Here is a 15962-nt window from a genome sequence, read left to right on the forward strand (position 1 = left end):
TATGCCCTGTTCGGGGGTGGTCCTACACCGGTATTCGGAGCCGCTCGGGCCCCGGCGCGGCCCACGCGCCACGCAGTTCCTCACCGGCGTCGCCGGCGAGCACTTCCAGTGTGAAAGCAATCGTCAGCCGGGTCCACACGGACGACCGGCGGAGCATCGCGTGACCCTCGTTGGCGATCTCGAACCGGGCGACGCGGGCGGCGACGCCCTCGGCTCGTTCGGCGAAGGCGTGCGACTCCACCGGGCTCGTCATGCGGTCGCGGGTGCCGTGCACGATGAGCACCGCACGCCCGGCGACGGCGTCCACCGGCTCACCCCGCGGCGTCCAGGGCGCGAGCGCGCAGACCCCGCGCACGGCCGGGTCGTCGGCCACGCGCAGCGCCACCCGGGCCCCCATGGAGTGCCCGACCAGCACGACCGGCAGGCCCGGGTGGTCGGCGCGGATGCGCTCGAGGGCCCACCGTGCGTCGTCGAGGGGGTCCATCGCGGGGGCGTTCCAGCCGTAGCGGCGGTTGCGCAGCAGCCGCACCTCGATGCCGTCCTTGCGGCCGGCCCGGTGCAGGGCGCGCGCGATCGGGACCATCCGCAGGAAGGCCGGCTTCCAGGGCGGCACGCTGCCCGCGCCGCGCTCCGCGCCGCCGTGCAGCACGAGCACGATCGCTTCGGTCCGCCCGCGCGCCGGCCACACCGACACCGCCGGTTCCGCTTCGTTCACCCGTGTCCTCCTGTCGCCCGCATCCGGGTCAACCCCGCCCGCCCACCGGGCTATTCCACCGCGTACCACCATCTTCGCGGTAGATTCGGCGCCCGGTCCCCTACGGAAGGGTGGGTGTGGTGAGCGCCACGAACATCTCGGGCAGCGTCGCGAAGCAACTGGCGGACGTCGAGCAGGCCAACGCCGAGGCGGTGCGCGAAGCGGCGGATCTGGTGCTGGGGGTGATCCGGGCGGACGCACTGGTCTATACCGCCGGCGCCGGGCACTCGCTGGCGGCCGTCGCCGAGACGTTCTACCGGGCCGGCGGCCTGGCCTGCGTGTACCCGCTGTACCACCCGGACCTGCTCCCGCTGCACGGCGCGGTGAGCAGCACGAAGACCGAGCGGCGCAGCGGCCTGGCCGCCGAGGTGCTGGCCGAGCGGGCGCCGGGGCCGGACGACGTACTGGTGGTCTTTTCGACGTCCGGCTCGAACCCGTACCCGGTCGAGCTGTGCGTCGAGGCGCGGAAGCGCGGGGCGGCGGTCATCGCGATCACGTCGCGGGCGTGCGTGGCGGCGGCGCCGCGGCGGTCGTCGAGCACGCTGGTCGAGCAGGGCACCGTCGTGCTGGACTCGCTGGTCATCCCCGGCGACGCGAGCTACCCGCCGGACGCGCCGCGCACCGCGCCGCTGTCCACTGTGGTCAACGCGTTCCTGTGGAACCTCGTGCTCGCGCAGGTGTACGACCGCGGGACGGCCGAAGGCCTGGACGTCCCGCTGTGGCGCAGCTCCAATGTGGAGGGCGGCGACGAGGCGAACGCGGCGCTGCTGGAGAAGTACGGCGCGATCGTGCCGCGGCTGAAGTAGCTCTTTCCCGTGAAAAAGCACCGGCCGGGCACGCCTTGACGGGCGTGCCCGGCCGCCTTTAGCGTCTCCATACCGACTGGTCGGTGTGGACCGGTCGCGGCGGTCGGAGGAGGTCCCATGGACGGTGCCACGGCGACGGTGCAGGGCGAGTGCGCTCCCGGGTTCGAACCGGTGCGCGAAGCCTTCGAGGCGAACTTCCGCGAGCGCGGCGAGCTGGGCGCGGCGTTCACGGCCCTCCGCCACGGCGAGGTCGTCGTGGACCTGCGGGGTGGCTGGTCCGGGCCGGACCGGGCGCGTCCGTGGGGGCCGGACACCCTCGCCAACGTCTGGTCGACGACCAAGGGCATGACGGCGATCTGCGCGCACCGGCTCGCCGACGCCGGCGAGCTGGACGTCGACGCGCCGGTCGCCAAGTACTGGCCCGAGTTCGCCGCGGAGGGCAAGAGCGAGGTCCCCGTGCGGTGGCTGCTCTCGCACCGTTCCGGCGTGCCCGGGATCGGCCTCGGCCGCCCGGTGCGCGTCGAGGAGCTGTACGACTGGGACCTGATGACGTCGTTGCTGGCGGCGCAGGAACCGTTGTACGAACCGGGGTCCGCGGGCGGGTACCACGCGCTGGCGTACGGCTGGCTCGTCGGCGAGGTCGTGCGGCGGATCGCCGGGCAGGGCATCCGCGAGTTCTTCGCCGAGCAGGTCGCCGGGCCGCTCGGCGCGGACTTCTCGATCGGGTTGGCCCCGGACGTCGATCTGGACCGCTGCGCCACCCTCGTCGACCCGGTGATGACGGAGGAGATGGCGAACGCGCTGGCCACGGCGTTCGCGAGCGCCGGCCCGGTCGCGCAGGCCGCGTTGACCAACCCGCAGCTCGCGGGCCACCACGCGAACGACCCGGCCTTCCGCCACGCCGTCATGCCGGCGCTGAACGGCCACGGCACGGCCCGCGCGATCGCGACGATCTACAACGCCCTGATCGACGGCACGCTCCTGTCGTCCGCCGGGCTGGCCCGGGCGCGGGAAAGCCAAGGCAAGGAGATCGACGCGGTGCTCGGCCTGCCGAACGAGTGGGGCCTGGGCTTCTACCTCGGCAGCGACGCCCGCGGCTTCGGCCCCAACCCCACGGCCTTCGGCCACGACGGTCTCGGCGGCTCCACCGGCGCCGCCGACCCGGAAAACGGCATCGCCTTCGGCTACACCCTCAACCAGGTCGGCCCCCTGATCCGCGACGACCCCCGCAAGATGGCCCTGGTCCAAGCCCTCTACACGTGCGTCGAGGGTCGACACGCGTGATTCAGAGGTCGACACGCGTGATTGGGGAGTCAACTCTCGTGATTGAAGGGTCGACACGGCGCTGAGATCGTGTCGACCCTCCAATCACGCGTGTCGGCTCCCCAATCACGCGTGATGACCCTTCAATCACGCCACGGCGGGCTCTTCTTCGGCGAACTGGGTTGCGTGGAGGGTTGCGTAGCGGCCGTTCGCGGCCAGGAGTTCCTCGTGCGTGCCGCGCTCGACGATTTCGCCGTGCTCCAGGACCAGGATCTGGTCGGCCGCGCGGACCGTCGACAGCCGGTGCGCGATGACCAGCGCCGTCCGGCCGGCCAGCGCGTGGGTCAGGGCTTCGCCGACCGCCGCTTCGGACTCGGAGTCCAGGTGCGCGGTCGCCTCGTCCAGCACGACGACCTTGGGCTGCGCCAGCAGCAACCGCGCGATGGTGAGCCGCTGACGCTCGCCGCCGGAGAGGCGGTAGCCGCGCTCCCCCACCGTCGTGTCGAGACCGTCCGGCAGCGAATGGACCAGCTCGCCGAGCCGGGCCTGCTCCAGCGCCGCCCAGATCCGGTCGTCGGTGACGTCCGGACGCGCGTACGCCAGGTTCGCGCGGATCGTCTCGTGGAAGAGGTGCCCGTCCTGCGTCACGACGCCGACGGTTTCCCGCAGCGAAGCGAAACTCAGGTCCCGGACGTCCACATCGGACAGGCGCACCGAACCGGAGTCGACGTCGTAGAGCCGCGGCAGCAGCGACGCGATCGTCGACTTCCCCGCACCCGACGACCCGACCAGCGCGACCATCTGCCCCGGCTCGGCGCGGAACGAGATCCCGTGCAGGACCTCTTCCCCACCACGGTGATCGAGGGTGGCGACGTCTTCCAGCGAGGCCAGCGAGTACCGATCCGCCGCGGGGTAACCGAACCGGACGTCCGAGAACTCGACGGCGACCCCGGAAGAAGCGGGCAACGAACGCGCGGCCGGCTTCTCCTCGATCATCGGCTTCAGGTCGAGGACCTCGAAGACCCGCTCGAACGACACCAGCGCCGTCATGACGTCGACGCGGACGTTGGCCAGCGCGGTCAGCGGCGCGTAGAGGCGGGTCAGCAGCAGCGCCAGCGCGACGACGGTGCCCGGCGCGAGCTTGCCGGTCAGCGCGAGGTAGCCGCCGAGGCCGTAGACGAGCGCCTGCGCCAGCGCCGAAACCAAGGTCAGGCTCGTCATGAACCAGCGGGTCAGCATCGCGGTCCGCACACCGATGTCGCGCACGCGCCCCGCGCGCAGGCCGAAGTCGTCCGCCTCCTGCACCGGCCGGCCGAAGAGCTTCACGAGCGTCGCGCCCGGCGCGGAGAACCGCTCGGTCATCTGCGTGGTCATGCCGGCGTTGAGGTTCGCGGCTTCCCGCTGCAGCCCGGCCATCCGGCGCCCGAGCCGGCGCGCGGGCAGCACGAAGATCGGCAGCAGCACCAGCGCGAGCAGCGTGACCTGCCACGACAGCGTCAGCATGACGGCCAGCGAAAGCGCCAGCTGGATCGTGTTGGTGACCAGGCCGGACAGCGTCGCGGTGAACGTCCGCTGCGCGCCGATGACGTCGTTGTTCAAGCGGGAAACCAGCGCCCCGGTGCGGGTGCGTGTGAAGAAGGCGATCGGCATCCGCTGCACGTGCTCGAACACCGCCCGCCGCAGGTCGTAGATGATGCCTTCGCCGATGCGCGCGGACTGCCAGCGCTCGACGAGGCCGAAGCCGGCGTCGGCGACCGCGAGCAGACCGATGACGACCGCCAGCCAGACGACCAGCGGCAGGTCACGGCCGCCGACGATCGCGTCGACCACCTTGCCCGCCAGCACCGGCGTCGACACCGCGAGGACCGCCGAGACCACGGTCAGCACGAGGAAGGCCAGCAGCCGCCGCCAGTGCGGCCGGGCGAACCGCGCGACGCGTTTCAGCGTGCCGCGGGTCAGCGCCTTCGGTACGTCGTTGGCGCGCATCGCCGAGCTCAGCAGCGCCCAGGTGTTGTCCATGAGGAACCCCCAGTATCAAGCACTGTCAAAACCTCTACTATAGCTGAGGTTTTCTCCGGATATGACCTGGACAACGCCGCCGTTGCCCGTTTGCTTCCCGCCGCCGTTCACTCCCCGCGAACAACGCGGTGCAGTGCGGCGCGCAGCCGTTCCGCGTCCTCTTCGTCCAGGGGTTCCAGCAGCCTCGCCTCGGCTCGCCGAGTCACTTCCTCACCCGCCGCGCGGACGCGCTCGCCCTCGGCGGTCAGCGTAACGAGGCGCTTGCGGCGGTCGCCCGGCGCGACCTCCCGCCGGACCAGGCTCCGGTCTTCCAGCTCGTCGACCAGCGCGACCATCGTCGTCCGGTCGATACCCAGGCGCGCCGCGCCCTCCTGTTGCGACAACGCGGGCCCGTCCCCGAACAGCGTGAGCAGCGCGAGCTGCCGGCCGGTGATCCCGAGCGGCGCGTACCGCGGTTCGGCCAGCTCGGCGAGCCGCAGCTGGGCGTGCTTGAGCAGGTAGCCGAGCCGGCGGGTGACGGCGGGCGGTGCCCCGAGGTCGCTGGACATGCGAGAACTCTACACTTAAGCTGATCGTCAGTTTTACTGATGATTTGCCATACTGATAATCAGGAGAGCATCATGGTCACCGTCGGGCTCAAGCCACCCCAGCAGCACATCGGCATCGCCGCGCTCCGCGAGATCTGGGCCATCGCCGACGACGCCGGCTTCGACGGCTGCTGGGTCTTCGACCACCTCGCCCCGATGGGCCCGGACCGCACCGGCGACGTCTTCGACGGCTGGACCCTCCTCGCGGCGATGGCCGAAGCGACGAAGCGGGTGCGCATCGGATGTTTGGTCTCCGGGAACACCAACCGCCACCCGGGCACGTTCGCGAAGATCGCCGCAACGGTCGACCACCTCTCCGGCGGCCGGCTCGACGTCGGCCTCGGCGCCGGCGGCGACGCGTACACCGACGCGATGATGGGCACGCCGACGCCACGACCGGTCGAACGCGTCGAAAGGCTGGCCGAGACCTGCGAAATCCTCCGTCTGCTGTGGACTCGCGCGGAAACCGGTTACCGCGGCCGCCACTACACCTTGACCGGCGCGCTCAGCGATCCGAAGCCCCGCCAGCCGAAGCCACCGCTGTGGCTGGGCAGCAGCGGCGAGAAGCTCGGCCTGCGCGTGGTCGCCGAGCACGCCGACGTCTGGCTCAACGCGGCCCTGCCGGGCACGGGAATCGCCGAACTGCGGCGGCTTTCGCGCGTGCTGGACGAGCACTGCGCGGCGGCCGGCCGCGATCCGGCGACAGTCCGCCGCGCCGTGCAGTTCCGGCTGCCGTCCGATCCGGACGGTGCCGTGCGGCTCGCGCGGAGCTACGTCGAGGCGGGCTTCACCGAGCTGGTCCTGATGCCGACCGGTCACGACGACGTCGTCAAGGCGGCCGAAGCCGCCGCGGACCTGCTCCCCCGCCTGCGAGCGCTCGGCTGAGCCCTCGGTAGCCTGACGCGGTGGGAACGGAGGTGGGCCGGGCGCCCGCATGGCGGCGCGCGGCACGGCTCTTCACCGCGCCCGCGATCACCAGAGACCCCGCCGCACTGCGCTGGGACGTGGGATTTTACCTCGCCTGCCTGGCTTTCGCACTGCCCACCGCGCTCGTCTCCGAGTTCTACGGCTACCGCGTCTGGGGCAACTTCGCCTCGGTCGCGTACGGCTTCGGCGTGCTGCACAGCGCGTGGCTGCTGCTGTCCGCACGCAAGGGCCTTACGCCGCGCGGACTACCGGGTTCACGCTGGTGCGCGATCGCCGTGATCGCCTTGTTGGCAATGATCCTTCCGTTGGCGCTTCTGGTGATCCGCCGCCTGACCGGAGTGGACTGGCTGATCACGCCGTTCTCGTGGGCCGCGCAGCCCGAGGTCTGGGTGATCGAGCGGTCCGCGGATCTGCTGCTGCACCACGGAACCCCGTACGTCGACGTCACCGCGCTCGGCCGGGCACCGGAAGTCAACGACTACACCCCCTACGGCCCGGTCATGGCCGTCTTCGGCCTGCCGCGCGCGGTGTTCGGCGGCACCCCGCTGGGCGACGCGCTCACCGACGCCCGCTGGATGTTCGCCCTGGCCGCCTGCGCGTGCGTGCTGGGCACGCTGAAGCTGCTGAAGTGGCCGAAGGTTCCGGTCGGCGCGGCCCAGCTCGCGCTGGCCTGCCCGCTCACCGCGCTGACCTGGGCCGTCGCCGGGCCGGACCTGGCGATCGTCGGGCTGCTGGTGCTCGCGTGCGCGCTCGCCGCACGCGGGAAGGTCGCCTGGTCGGGACTGGTGCTGGCGCTGGTGATCAGCGCGAAGCTCATCGTGGCGCCCGCGGCCGCGGTCCTGGCGGTGTTCGTACTGGTACGCCGGGGCGGGGTCAGCCACAAAACAGGGCTCGACTGGCCGGCGGTGGGGCGGTTCGCCTCGGCGCTGGTGGCCACCACGGCCGCGCTGCACCTGCCCGTGTACCTCGTGGACCCGGCGGCGTTCGTGGAGCACGTCTTCCGGTTCCCGCTCGGGATGGGCGCCGTGCGGTCGCCCGCGGCGAGCCCGTTGCCGGGCCACCTGATCGCCGAGATCGGCCCGGTGGGCCAGGTGGCGGCGTTCGCGCTCGTCGGCGCCGCGGCCGTGGCCATGGTCGGCTGGCTGGTGCGCCGGCCCCCCGCGAACGGCTCCGGCGCAGTCCTGCGCATCGCCGTCGGACTCGGCGCGTTGATCCTGCTCACCCCGGCCACCCGGTACGGCTACCTGGTGTACCCGCTGATCCTGCTGGGGGCCCACCTGACGTTCCGCGTGGCCGAAACTTCCGCTGCGCGCCCCCCGCGCAGCAGCTCGTGACTACTTCTTCTTGACCCGCGTGGCCCCGCCGCGCCCCCGCAGCTGGACTCCGGACTCCGACAGCACCCGGTGCACGAACCCGTAGGACCGGCCCGTCGACTCCGCGAGGGCCCGGATGCTCGAGCCCTTCTCGTATTTCTTCTTCAGGTCAGCGGCCAGCTTGTCGCGCGTGTTGCCGGTGATCCGCGCGCCTTTCTTGAGATCAGCCACGTCGATCGCCTTCCCGCCGAGAGTGTTCTGGGCCACATTCGACCCCTGCCGGGGCAATGATCGAACACTGAGCGCCGGAATGCCAGACGACAGACGTAAAACAGCCGAAACTGCGATCACATTGGGCCATTCCAGTGCCGGGCCGCAACGATCTTGCACCCGAATGGACGCACAGAGTCACGCAAGCTGGACAAGTTCCAGATAGTCCGCCGACCAGTGGTCCTCGGTGCCGTCGGGCAGCAGGATGACCCGCTCGGGCTCCAGCGCCTCGACCGCGCCGGGGTCGTGCGTGACCAGGACGACGGCGCCCGCGAAGCTGCGCAAAGCGTCCAGGACCTGCGCACGGCTGGCCGGGTCCAGGTTGTTGGTCGGCTCGTCGAGGAGCAAGACGTTGGCAGCGCTGGAGACCAGGCTCGCGAGCGCGAGCCGGGTCTTCTCGCCGCCGGAAAGCGTGCCGGCGGGCTGGTCGAGTTGTTCGCCGGTGAAGAGGAACGAGCCGAGCAGGTTCCGCAACTCCTGAGCACCGGTGTCCGGTGAGAGATGTCGGATGTTTTCCCACACCGACGCATCATGATCAAGAGTTTCGTGTTCCTGAGCGTAATAGCCCAAACGCATTCCGTGACCCGGCACGATGCCGCCGGTGTCCGGAGTTTCCATTCCGCCGAGGAGCCGGAGCAAAGTGGTCTTTCCCGCACCGTTCAGCCCGAGTACGACAACCTTCGAACCGCGGTCGATAGCCAGATCGACCCCGGTGAAGATTTCCAGTGAGCCGTACGACTTGGAGAGGCCTTCCGCGGTGAGCGGGGTCCGGCCGCAGGGCGCGGGCTCCGGGAACTTGATCCGGGCGACCTTGTCGGCCACCCGAGTCTCGTCGAGCGCCGACAGCATCTGCTCCGCGCGGCGCGCCATGTTCTTGGCCGCCACGGCCTTCGTCGCCTTCGCGCCGAGCTTCGCGGCCTGCTGCTGCAGCGCCGACGCCTTCTTCTCGGCGTTGGCGCGCTCACGGCGGCGGCGCTTCTCGTCCGTGGCGCGGGCGTCGAGGTAGCGCTGCCAGCCCATGTTGTACAGGTCGAGCTCGCTACGGGTGGCGTCGAGGAACCACACCTTGTTGACGACGTCGGCCAGCAGCTCGACGTCGTGGCTGATCACGACCAGGCCGCCGTCGTGCTGCTTGAGGAACCCGCGCAGCCAGTTGATGGAGTCCGCGTCGAGGTGGTTGGTCGGCTCGTCGAGCAGCAGGATCGTCTCGGACTTGCCGCCGGCGCCGGCTTCGGCCGCGGCGAACAGGATCCGCGCCAGCTCGACGCGGCGGCGCTGCCCGCCGGACAGCGTCTGCAAGGTCTGCGCCAGGATCCGGTCGGCCAGGCCGAGGTTCGAGCAGATCCGCGCGGCTTCGCTCTCCGCGGCGTACCCGCCCAGCGAGGAGAACCGCTCCTCGAGCCGGGCGTAGCGGTCGATGGCCTTGTCGCGCGCGGCGTCGTCGACGAGCTCGGCCATCGAGGCCTGCGCCTTCTCCATGTCGCGCGTCAGCTTGTCGAGGCCGCGCGCGGACAGCACGCGGTCCTTCGCGGTGACCGAAAGATCACCTTCGCGGGGGTCCTGCGGCAGGTAGCCGAGCTCGCCGGTGCGGCGGACGTCGCCCGCGTGTGGCTCGCCTTCGCCGGCGAGAACCTTCAGCGACGTGGTCTTGCCCGCGCCGTTGCGGCCGACGAGACCGATGCGGTCGCCGGACTGGATGCGGATGGAGGCGCCGTCGAGCAGGATGCGCGAACCCGCGCGCAGCTCAAGGCCGGTGGCCGTGATCAAGAGAAACTCCCGTGGAAAGGGGGTGGACGGAGGACAGCGTCGGGCGGCCGGTCGGCCACGGCGTCACTCCAGCTGGATATCCACGGACCCCAGTGTACGGGCCGGGGTCCAGCGGATTTTCCGGACGTGTGCGGATTCACCCGTCGCGCAGCGTGACCTGCACCGACAGCGCCCGCACGGCGGCCTCGCCGAGGACGGCCCGGCTCGGCTCGCCGACCTCCAGCACGCGCGGCTCCGCACGGGCGAACAGCGGGGCCAGCCGGCGGTCCTCGCGCAGGGCGTCGAGCGCCCGCCGGTCGCCGCCGAGCACGACGGCGTCCACTTCGGACAGCCGGGGGACGAGGACCTCGAAGACGTCCCGCGCCGCGTCCTGCAGCGCGTGCCGTGCCTGGCCGGCGCGACGCCGGGCGAAGCGCTGCTGCGACCAGCCGCCCGCGGCGGAGCGGCCCTGCACGAGGTGGTGGTCGGTGCGCGACAGCTCGACCCGGCCTTCGCGCGCGATGCCGACGCTGTGCCCGCCCAGGCGCACCAGCACGAGCGCGATCCGCCGGGGCACCAGCGCGTGCGCCACGAGGGCGTCGAGGGACGGTTCTTCGAGCGGTCCGAAAGGGACGGTCGCGGTGGCGGTGGTGCCGTCGGCCGCGGTCACGCGGACTTCGAGCGGCGCGGCTTCGGTCGCGACGATCCCGCCGTGCGACGCCGAGAACCGCTCGAACCAGCCACTCAGACGCTCCGGCGGGACCTCGACGGCCCGCCCGCCGCCCGCGACCTGCCGCGCCTTCGCCATGGTCAGAAGGTAGCGCCCCAATGTGGCCTTGGTTGCGTCTGACGCACCCAAGGCGGCCTTCGGTGCGTCAGACGCACCGAAGGCCACATTGGGGCGCTTGGTCCTTACAGCGGGTGCACCGGCCCGTTGTTCGTGTAACCCCGCACGTTCGACGGCGCGCCGGCCGCCGGGGGCTGCACGAACCCGTTGATGTGCAGGGCGACCGAGCGGATCGAGCCGACGTCGCCGCCCGCCGCGTCGACCACGCCGAACGTCCACGTGCCGTCGACCGCCGCGCCGGTGAGGCCACCGGTCAGCGGCTGCGTCGGCCGCCACGTGCCGGTGAACGGCGCGTTGGCCGAGGTCACCGTGCTGAACGCGGCCGCGGCGGTGTCGGCGAAGACGACCTGGCACAGGTTCTTGCCGGAGCCGCCGTTGCGCTGGAACACCGTCGCCTTCGCCCCGGAGGGCGCGGTCAGCGTGCCGACCAGGTCGCCGACGTAGGTGTGGTCCAGTCCCACGGTGGTCGAGGCGGTGTCGGTGCTGCACGTGGCACCGTCCACGGAGAACGCCACCTTGGACGCGCGGCCGACCGCGGTGACCGGGATGGTCACCGACGCGCCGACCGGGCTGTTGTCCGGGATCGCCACCGGAGCGCCGGCGTAGGCGAAGTTCTGCGCGACCGGCGACGGGGTGCCGACCGGCAGCGAGAACGTCGACGTCGTCGGCGAGTGCGCACCGGCGAAGCTGACGCGGGCGTTCAGGACGACCGGCGCGCCGAGCTGCTGCGTCGCCGGGACGGTGATGGTGAAGTCGTTGACGCCGGTCTGTCCCGGGCTGATGGTGCCGTAGGACTTGGACCGCGGCGCCACGGTGACCCCCGGGGTCGGGCTGGTGAGCACGACACTGGTGGACACGGCGGTGCCGTCACCGTCGTTGGTCACCGGGAGGGTGACCTTGGCGGTGTCGCCCGGGTCGAGCGCGGAGCCGCCGTCGGCCGGGGTGACCGTCGGCTGCTTGGCCACGACGAGGGGCTGCGGGCTGGCCCCGGTGTAGGCGAGCACCTTGTCCGCGAGGATGACACCGGCACCGGTGACGTTGTCGCGGCCCGGGGTTTCGATGTCGACGGCGGTGTTGATCAGCGCTTCGCGGACCTCCGCCGGCGGCAGGCCGGGGTTGCCCGAGAGGACCAGCGCCGCGATCGCCCCGGCGTGCGGAGCGGCGGCCGAGGTGCCGAAGAACGGGTTGAAGCCGGTGACGCTGGTCTTCACGCCGTCGGCCGCGGTGATCTCCGGCTTGTTCCGGACCTCACCACCGGTCGAAGACACGTTGCCCGGGGTGATCGGGGTGCCGTCGGCCTCGTAGAACACGCGGCGCGGGCCGTCGGAGCTGAACCGCTCGGCCTTCGACGTGCTGCTGAACGAGCCCGGGAACGGACCGGTCGGGTTGGCCGGGTCACCCGGCTCGAGGGGCCGGCCGAACGCCGCCGCCGCGGGGGTGGCCGCGACGCTGAAGGCGTTCCGCGCGGCCGAGTGGCCGACCGTCACGCCCGGGGTGTTGTAGGCCTTGAGACCGTCCGCCGAGTCCTTGAACCGGCCGCGCAGCGCGGACAGCGACAGGTAGCGGGCCTCACCGGAGAACTTCACGACGGCCAGGCGCAGCCCGGTGCCGCCGAAGGCCGGCGTCTGCAGGATCTCGTACGGGTCCTGCGTGCCGTCCTGGACGTTCTGGCTGAAGCTGACCACGGCCCCCGCGGAGTTGAGCAGGTAGAGGTCGTAGTCGTTCGCCGAGTGCCCGAGCGGGTCCGACCAGTGCAGCGTCACCGGGACGCCGGCCGAAGAGGCGTCCGAGACGGGCTCGTAGATCTGATTGCCCGCGGCGCCCGCGAAGTTGTGCGCGGTGCCGGCGAACTTGCCGACGGACTTGCCGGAGTCGACGAAGTCGCCTTCCCAGTGCCCGGCGGTGCCGTCGAGGACGTTGCCCTCGTTGCCCGCCGACGAGAAGTACAGCGCGCCGTCCGCGGTCACGTCGTTCACGGCCTGGGCGATGATCCAGTCCTGGAACGGGGATTCCTTGAAGTAGATGACGTCGTCGACGATGACGTCGCAGTGCGACTCGAAGCGCAGCTTGCGGATGTTGTCCGCGAAGCTGGCGTCGGAGTTGAACGCCGAGGCGAAGCCGAGCGCGGCGTTGGGCGCGAGGTCGTGGATGATCTCGAGCATCGCGGTGCCCTCGTCGCCGTCGCCCTCCTGCCCGGCGATGACGTCGACGTTCGGCGGGAGCTCGCCCTTGGCCTGCGAAGCGGCCAGGGAGTCGACGCCGTCCGACAGCGCGCACGCCTTGACGCCGACGCCGGTGACACCGAACTGCTGGCGGGCGATGTCGGCGTTGTGGGCGCGGTCGCCTTCACTGGTCAGGGTGGCGGCCGCGGCGGCGCTGCGCTGCGACTTGGCGGAAACCGCCTTCTGCAGCTCGCCGGCGATGCGGTCGGCCTTCTGCTGCTTGGTTTCGGTCTTGGCCGGCGTCGTCGCCGGGGTGGCCGGCTCGCGGGCGGTCATGGCCTGATCGGCCTGCTCGACGCGCTTGACGTCGCCGCGGGCGGCGATGGCGGCGAGCTGGTTCAGCGGGACCTCGGCGCGGACGCTGGCGTACCGGTCGGACACCGCGCGGATGCCCGCCCCGGCCTTGGTCAGCCCGGAGATGAGGTCCGGCGAGACCTTGCTCGCGCGGATGTCGACCAGGACGGTCCCGGCCGGAGAGACTTGAGCCCCGGACTGCAGCGCGTTCAGCTGCTTGGTCACGCCCTTCTGGGCGGCGAGCAGATTGCTGTCCACTTTGGACTCGGCGGCGGTGCGGCCCGCCTTGACCGCCTGCAGGGCGGCGATCTGCTGTTGCGCGATTTCGGTGAAAGCGTCCGGTGTGGACGCGGTGGCGGCGCCCGCGGCGGGCGGCGACACGAGGCCGAGGGCGGCGAGCAGCGCCGCGACCCCGGCGGTCAGCACAGTGGATCTCGATCTCGTGGAACGGGTACGACGCACGTGCGCCCTCCGATATCTCCAGGCGCGTGCCCCGACTCACGCTGACCGACGCCGGTGATCACCGGCAGGATCAAGCTAAGTACCGTGAGTTCCCGGTAAGCAGCGGCCGTTCGAGTGACATCGGATGGGGAATTTCCTGAATGGACCGTAAGTCGTAGGCCGTTCAGCGGAACCGCACAACCGTTACAGGACGAACGAAACGGACCAGCCGCGTCAAGCGATACCACTGCACGGGATTACCGGATCGGACAAGAACCGGACAGCCGTCGATCACAACACGAACGAGTCCGACCACGGCTGCGCGGCCCGCCCGGACAGAGCGTCCAAGAGGGTCACCGCCTGCTTGTCCGTCAGCGAAGCCACGAAATCCACCACCGCCCGGCCCCGGGCCAGCCCCCGCACCGCGTCCGGCCCGGACACCGGCTCCCCCGTCGCCCCGACGAGCAGTTCCGGCGCCGAGCGCGCCAGCCCCGCGTACTCCGCGTGCGCCAGCTCCACCAGGTCGTGCAGCCGCCGCGGCAGCCGCGACACCTCGTCGCGGTCCAGCAGCCACGCGTCGAGCGCGTCGACCAGGCTCGAGACCACGCCCGCCTGCCCGCGCTGGTGCAACGCCAGGTCCGGGCGCAGCAGCACGAACCGGCGGTGCACGAACTTCAGCACCTGGACCTCGTGCCACTGCGCGGGGCGCAGCGAAACGTGGCCGGTGCGGGTGGACGGCGACGCCAGCACGAACACGCCGTCGACCAGCCGCGCGGTCCAGTTCGCCGAGAACGCCGCCGTCGCCTGCTCGGCTTCGATCGAGCCGTCGAACTCCGCGGCCAGCAGGCCGTCGACCAGCTCCGCGCGGACCCGCGCCACCGCGGCCGCGAACGCGTCGTCGTCGACGATCCACGCGTCCTTGCCGTGCATGCGGCGGCGGACGCGTTCGAGGGAGCGGCCCGGGCGGCGCAACTCGGCGTGCAGCGTCTCGTCGTCCAGCGCGGCCAGCTCGCCCGCGTGCTCGAGCCACTCCCCCAGCTCCGCCGCGACCGGCGCGTGCTGCAGGACGCCGATGCGGTGGAAGTCCTGCAGGTCGTGGATGGCGTAGGCGATGTCGTCGGCGGTGTCCATCACGGACGCCTCGACGGTCTGCTGCCAGCCTTCGACGCGTCCCGCGAACGCCGCGCGCGCCTGCTCGAAGTCGTCGAGTTCGGTGGCGTAGGCGGAAAACTTGGCCGCGCCGGTGCCGGGCGATGACTCCGGCTCGCCCGCGCCGCGCGGCGGCACGGCCATCGCGGACGGGTGCGGCGCCGGGTGGTGCAGCCGCAGCCACGGGTACTTCAGGACGGCCGCGCGCACCGCCGTGGTCAGGTCGAGCCCGATCGCCGACGGCCCGCGCACGTCGGTCGTGGTGATGATGCGGAACGTCTGGGCGTTGCCCTCGAAGCCGTCGGCCAAGCCGAAGCGGTGGCGGGCGATGCGGTCGAGCGTCTGCTCGCCGAGGTGCCCGAACGGCGGGTGCCCGAGGTCGTGGGCGAGCGCGGCGGCCTCGGCGACGTCCGGGTCGCAGCCGCCCAGCTTGTCGGCCAGGCCGGCGTCGGCCCCGGTGGTGATCCGCTCGGCGATGGCGCGCGCGACCTGCGCGACCTTCAGGCTGTGGGTGAGCCGGTTGTGCAGCAGCCCGGCGCCGCCGGCGCTGACCACCTGCGTCACCCCGCCGAGACGGGCGAAGAAGGGCGAGGCGGCGATGCGATCGCGGTCGATCCGGAACGGGCTGGTCGCGAGGTCGGTGAACCCGCCGGAGTTGGTGACGGGGTCCCGCCGCACCACCCTCGGGTCGGTCTGCTCGCTGCCCTGATCCATGCGCCCGACCCTATCCGGCTTCACCCGAACGGCGGGCAGGCGCGTGGGTACCCCACGGACATGTCCCGAGCGATGGTCACGACGCTGGCAGCACTCGCATTCGCCCTGGTCGCGTGCGGCACCCCGCCCGGCGACCCGGGCACGACGACCTCGACCTCGACGCGCACTTCGACCTCGACCTCGACCTCGGAGCCGGCCAAGCGGGTCAAGGTCCCGGACGTCTCCGGCCTGAACCACCAGGACGCCCAGGACGCGATGCAGAAGGCCGGGCTCTACAACCTGCGCGAGGTCGACGGCACCGGCCAGGGCCGGATGCTGGTCATCGACCGCAACTGGGTCCAGACGGGCCAGGACCCGGCGGCCGGCACCGAGGTCCCGGCCGACGCGGTGATCACCCTGACGGCGGTCAAGTACGACGACCGCTAGGTGTATTGACCCGTGAGGTTGGGGACGCGGCTGGCGGGTGGTTTGCCAGCGAGTGCGGTGTGGCCGCGATGGTGATTGTAGGTGTGCAACCAGCCCGGAAAGGCGTCGCGGCGTTCGGTCTCGGTGCGATAGGGCTGGTTGTAGGCCCATTCGTCGAGCAGAGTGCGGTTGAATCGCTCCACCT

The 15962-nt window shown here is 71.6% G+C and carries 14 protein-coding genes; 5 read left to right on the forward strand and 9 right to left on the reverse strand.

The features are described 5' to 3' along the window. Positions 1-22: 22 nt before the first annotated feature. Positions 23-715: an alpha/beta fold hydrolase gene (locus tag AB0N03_RS41180; protein WP_364384368.1), complete on the reverse strand. Its 693-nt coding sequence runs from the start codon at positions 713-715 to the stop codon at positions 23-25. 116 nt (positions 716-831) lie between these two features. Between AB0N03_RS41180 and AB0N03_RS41185 the strand changes: the two genes are divergently transcribed. Next, positions 832-1560: an SIS domain-containing protein gene (locus AB0N03_RS41185; RefSeq protein WP_364384399.1), complete on the forward strand. Its 729-nt coding sequence runs from the start codon at positions 832-834 to the stop codon at positions 1558-1560. Between the two features lie 117 nt (positions 1561-1677). Continuing rightward, positions 1678-2844, forward strand: a complete 1167-nt coding sequence (locus AB0N03_RS41190) for a serine hydrolase domain-containing protein (RefSeq protein ID WP_364384370.1) — start codon at positions 1678-1680, stop codon at positions 2842-2844. A gap of 126 nt (positions 2845-2970) precedes the next feature. Here the strand turns inward: AB0N03_RS41190 and AB0N03_RS41195 are convergent, their stop codons facing one another. Together AB0N03_RS41195 and AB0N03_RS41200 are read right to left on the reverse strand one after the other, a co-directional pair. Then, positions 2971-4842, reverse strand: coding sequence for an ABC transporter ATP-binding protein (locus AB0N03_RS41195; protein WP_364384373.1), 1872 nt, complete (start codon positions 4840-4842; stop codon positions 2971-2973). A gap of 107 nt (positions 4843-4949) precedes the next feature. Then, the gene (locus tag AB0N03_RS41200) at positions 4950-5390 is read right to left on the reverse strand and encodes a MarR family transcriptional regulator (RefSeq protein ID WP_364384376.1); all 441 of its coding nucleotides are present in this window, start codon (positions 5388-5390) and stop codon (positions 4950-4952) included. A gap of 72 nt (positions 5391-5462) precedes the next feature. On the opposite strand from AB0N03_RS41200, the gene AB0N03_RS41205 reads away from it, so the two are divergent. Beyond that, a complete protein-coding gene (locus AB0N03_RS41205; RefSeq protein ID WP_364384379.1) occupies positions 5463-6314 on the forward strand; it encodes an LLM class flavin-dependent oxidoreductase in 852 nt (283 codons plus the stop codon). A gap of 86 nt (positions 6315-6400) precedes the next feature. Then, entirely contained in the window at positions 6401-7690 is a 1290-nt protein-coding gene (locus AB0N03_RS41210; RefSeq protein WP_364384402.1) for a glycosyltransferase 87 family protein, read from the forward strand. Here the strand turns inward: AB0N03_RS41210 and AB0N03_RS41215 are convergent, their stop codons facing one another. From AB0N03_RS41215 to dgt, 5 genes are all read right to left on the reverse strand, one after another. Next, positions 7691-7900 carry a helix-turn-helix domain-containing protein gene (locus tag AB0N03_RS41215; RefSeq protein WP_003071237.1) on the reverse strand — a complete coding sequence of 70 codons (210 nt, stop codon included), beginning with the start codon at positions 7898-7900 and terminating at the stop codon, positions 7691-7693. Positions 7901-8077: 177 nt separating this feature from the next. Further along, positions 8078-9706, reverse strand: a complete 1629-nt coding sequence (locus AB0N03_RS41220) for an ABC-F family ATP-binding cassette domain-containing protein (protein WP_364384382.1) — start codon at positions 9704-9706, stop codon at positions 8078-8080. A gap of 136 nt (positions 9707-9842) precedes the next feature. After that, positions 9843-10493, reverse strand: coding sequence for an acVLRF1 family peptidyl-tRNA hydrolase (locus AB0N03_RS41225; RefSeq protein WP_364384385.1), 651 nt, complete (start codon positions 10491-10493; stop codon positions 9843-9845). 104 nt (positions 10494-10597) lie between these two features. Beyond that, positions 10598-13474 (reverse strand): S8 family serine peptidase, encoded by a 2877-nt coding sequence (locus AB0N03_RS41230; RefSeq protein ID WP_364384388.1) that lies wholly within the window; start codon positions 13472-13474, stop codon positions 10598-10600. A 306-nt stretch (positions 13475-13780) separates the two neighbouring features. Then, positions 13781-15352, reverse strand: a complete 1572-nt coding sequence (dgt, locus tag AB0N03_RS41235) for a dGTP triphosphohydrolase (protein WP_364384391.1) — start codon at positions 15350-15352, stop codon at positions 13781-13783. 72 nt (positions 15353-15424) lie between these two features. Here dgt and AB0N03_RS41240 point away from each other — a divergent pair, with 72 nt between their 5' ends. Next, positions 15425-15778, forward strand: coding sequence for a PASTA domain-containing protein (locus AB0N03_RS41240; protein ID WP_364384405.1), 354 nt, complete (start codon positions 15425-15427; stop codon positions 15776-15778). Here the strand turns inward: AB0N03_RS41240 and AB0N03_RS41245 are convergent. Beyond that, on the reverse strand, positions 15775-15962 hold a 188-nt coding region (locus AB0N03_RS41245; RefSeq protein ID WP_364384394.1), incomplete at its 5' end, for an integrase core domain-containing protein. The genes AB0N03_RS41240 and AB0N03_RS41245 overlap by 4 nt on opposite strands.

The sequence above is a fragment of the Amycolatopsis sp. NPDC051061 genome (assembly GCF_040682935.1).
In the GTDB taxonomy this organism is placed as follows: Bacteria; Actinomycetota; Actinomycetes; order Mycobacteriales; family Pseudonocardiaceae; genus Amycolatopsis.

What these genes read in the sequence shown, in the direction of transcription:
- AB0N03_RS41190 (WP_364384370.1), top strand. Translation starts at nt 1,678, where the DNA reads ATGGACGGTGCCACGGCGACGGTGCAGGGCGAGTGCGCTCCCGGGTTC.
- AB0N03_RS41195 (WP_364384373.1), bottom strand. Translation starts at nt 4,842, where the DNA reads ATGGACAACACCTGGGCGCTGCTGAGCTCGGCGATGCGCGCCAACGAC.
- AB0N03_RS41200 (WP_364384376.1), bottom strand. Translation starts at nt 5,390, where the DNA reads ATGTCCAGCGACCTCGGGGCACCGCCCGCCGTCACCCGCCGGCTCGGC.
- AB0N03_RS41205 (WP_364384379.1), top strand. Translation starts at nt 5,463, where the DNA reads ATGGTCACCGTCGGGCTCAAGCCACCCCAGCAGCACATCGGCATCGCC.
- AB0N03_RS41225 (WP_364384385.1), bottom strand. Translation starts at nt 10,493, where the DNA reads ATGGCGAAGGCGCGGCAGGTCGCGGGCGGCGGGCGGGCCGTCGAGGTC.
- dgt (WP_364384391.1), bottom strand. Translation starts at nt 15,352, where the DNA reads ATGGATCAGGGCAGCGAGCAGACCGACCCGAGGGTGGTGCGGCGGGAC.
- AB0N03_RS41240 (WP_364384405.1), top strand. Translation starts at nt 15,425, where the DNA reads ATGGTCACGACGCTGGCAGCACTCGCATTCGCCCTGGTCGCGTGCGGC.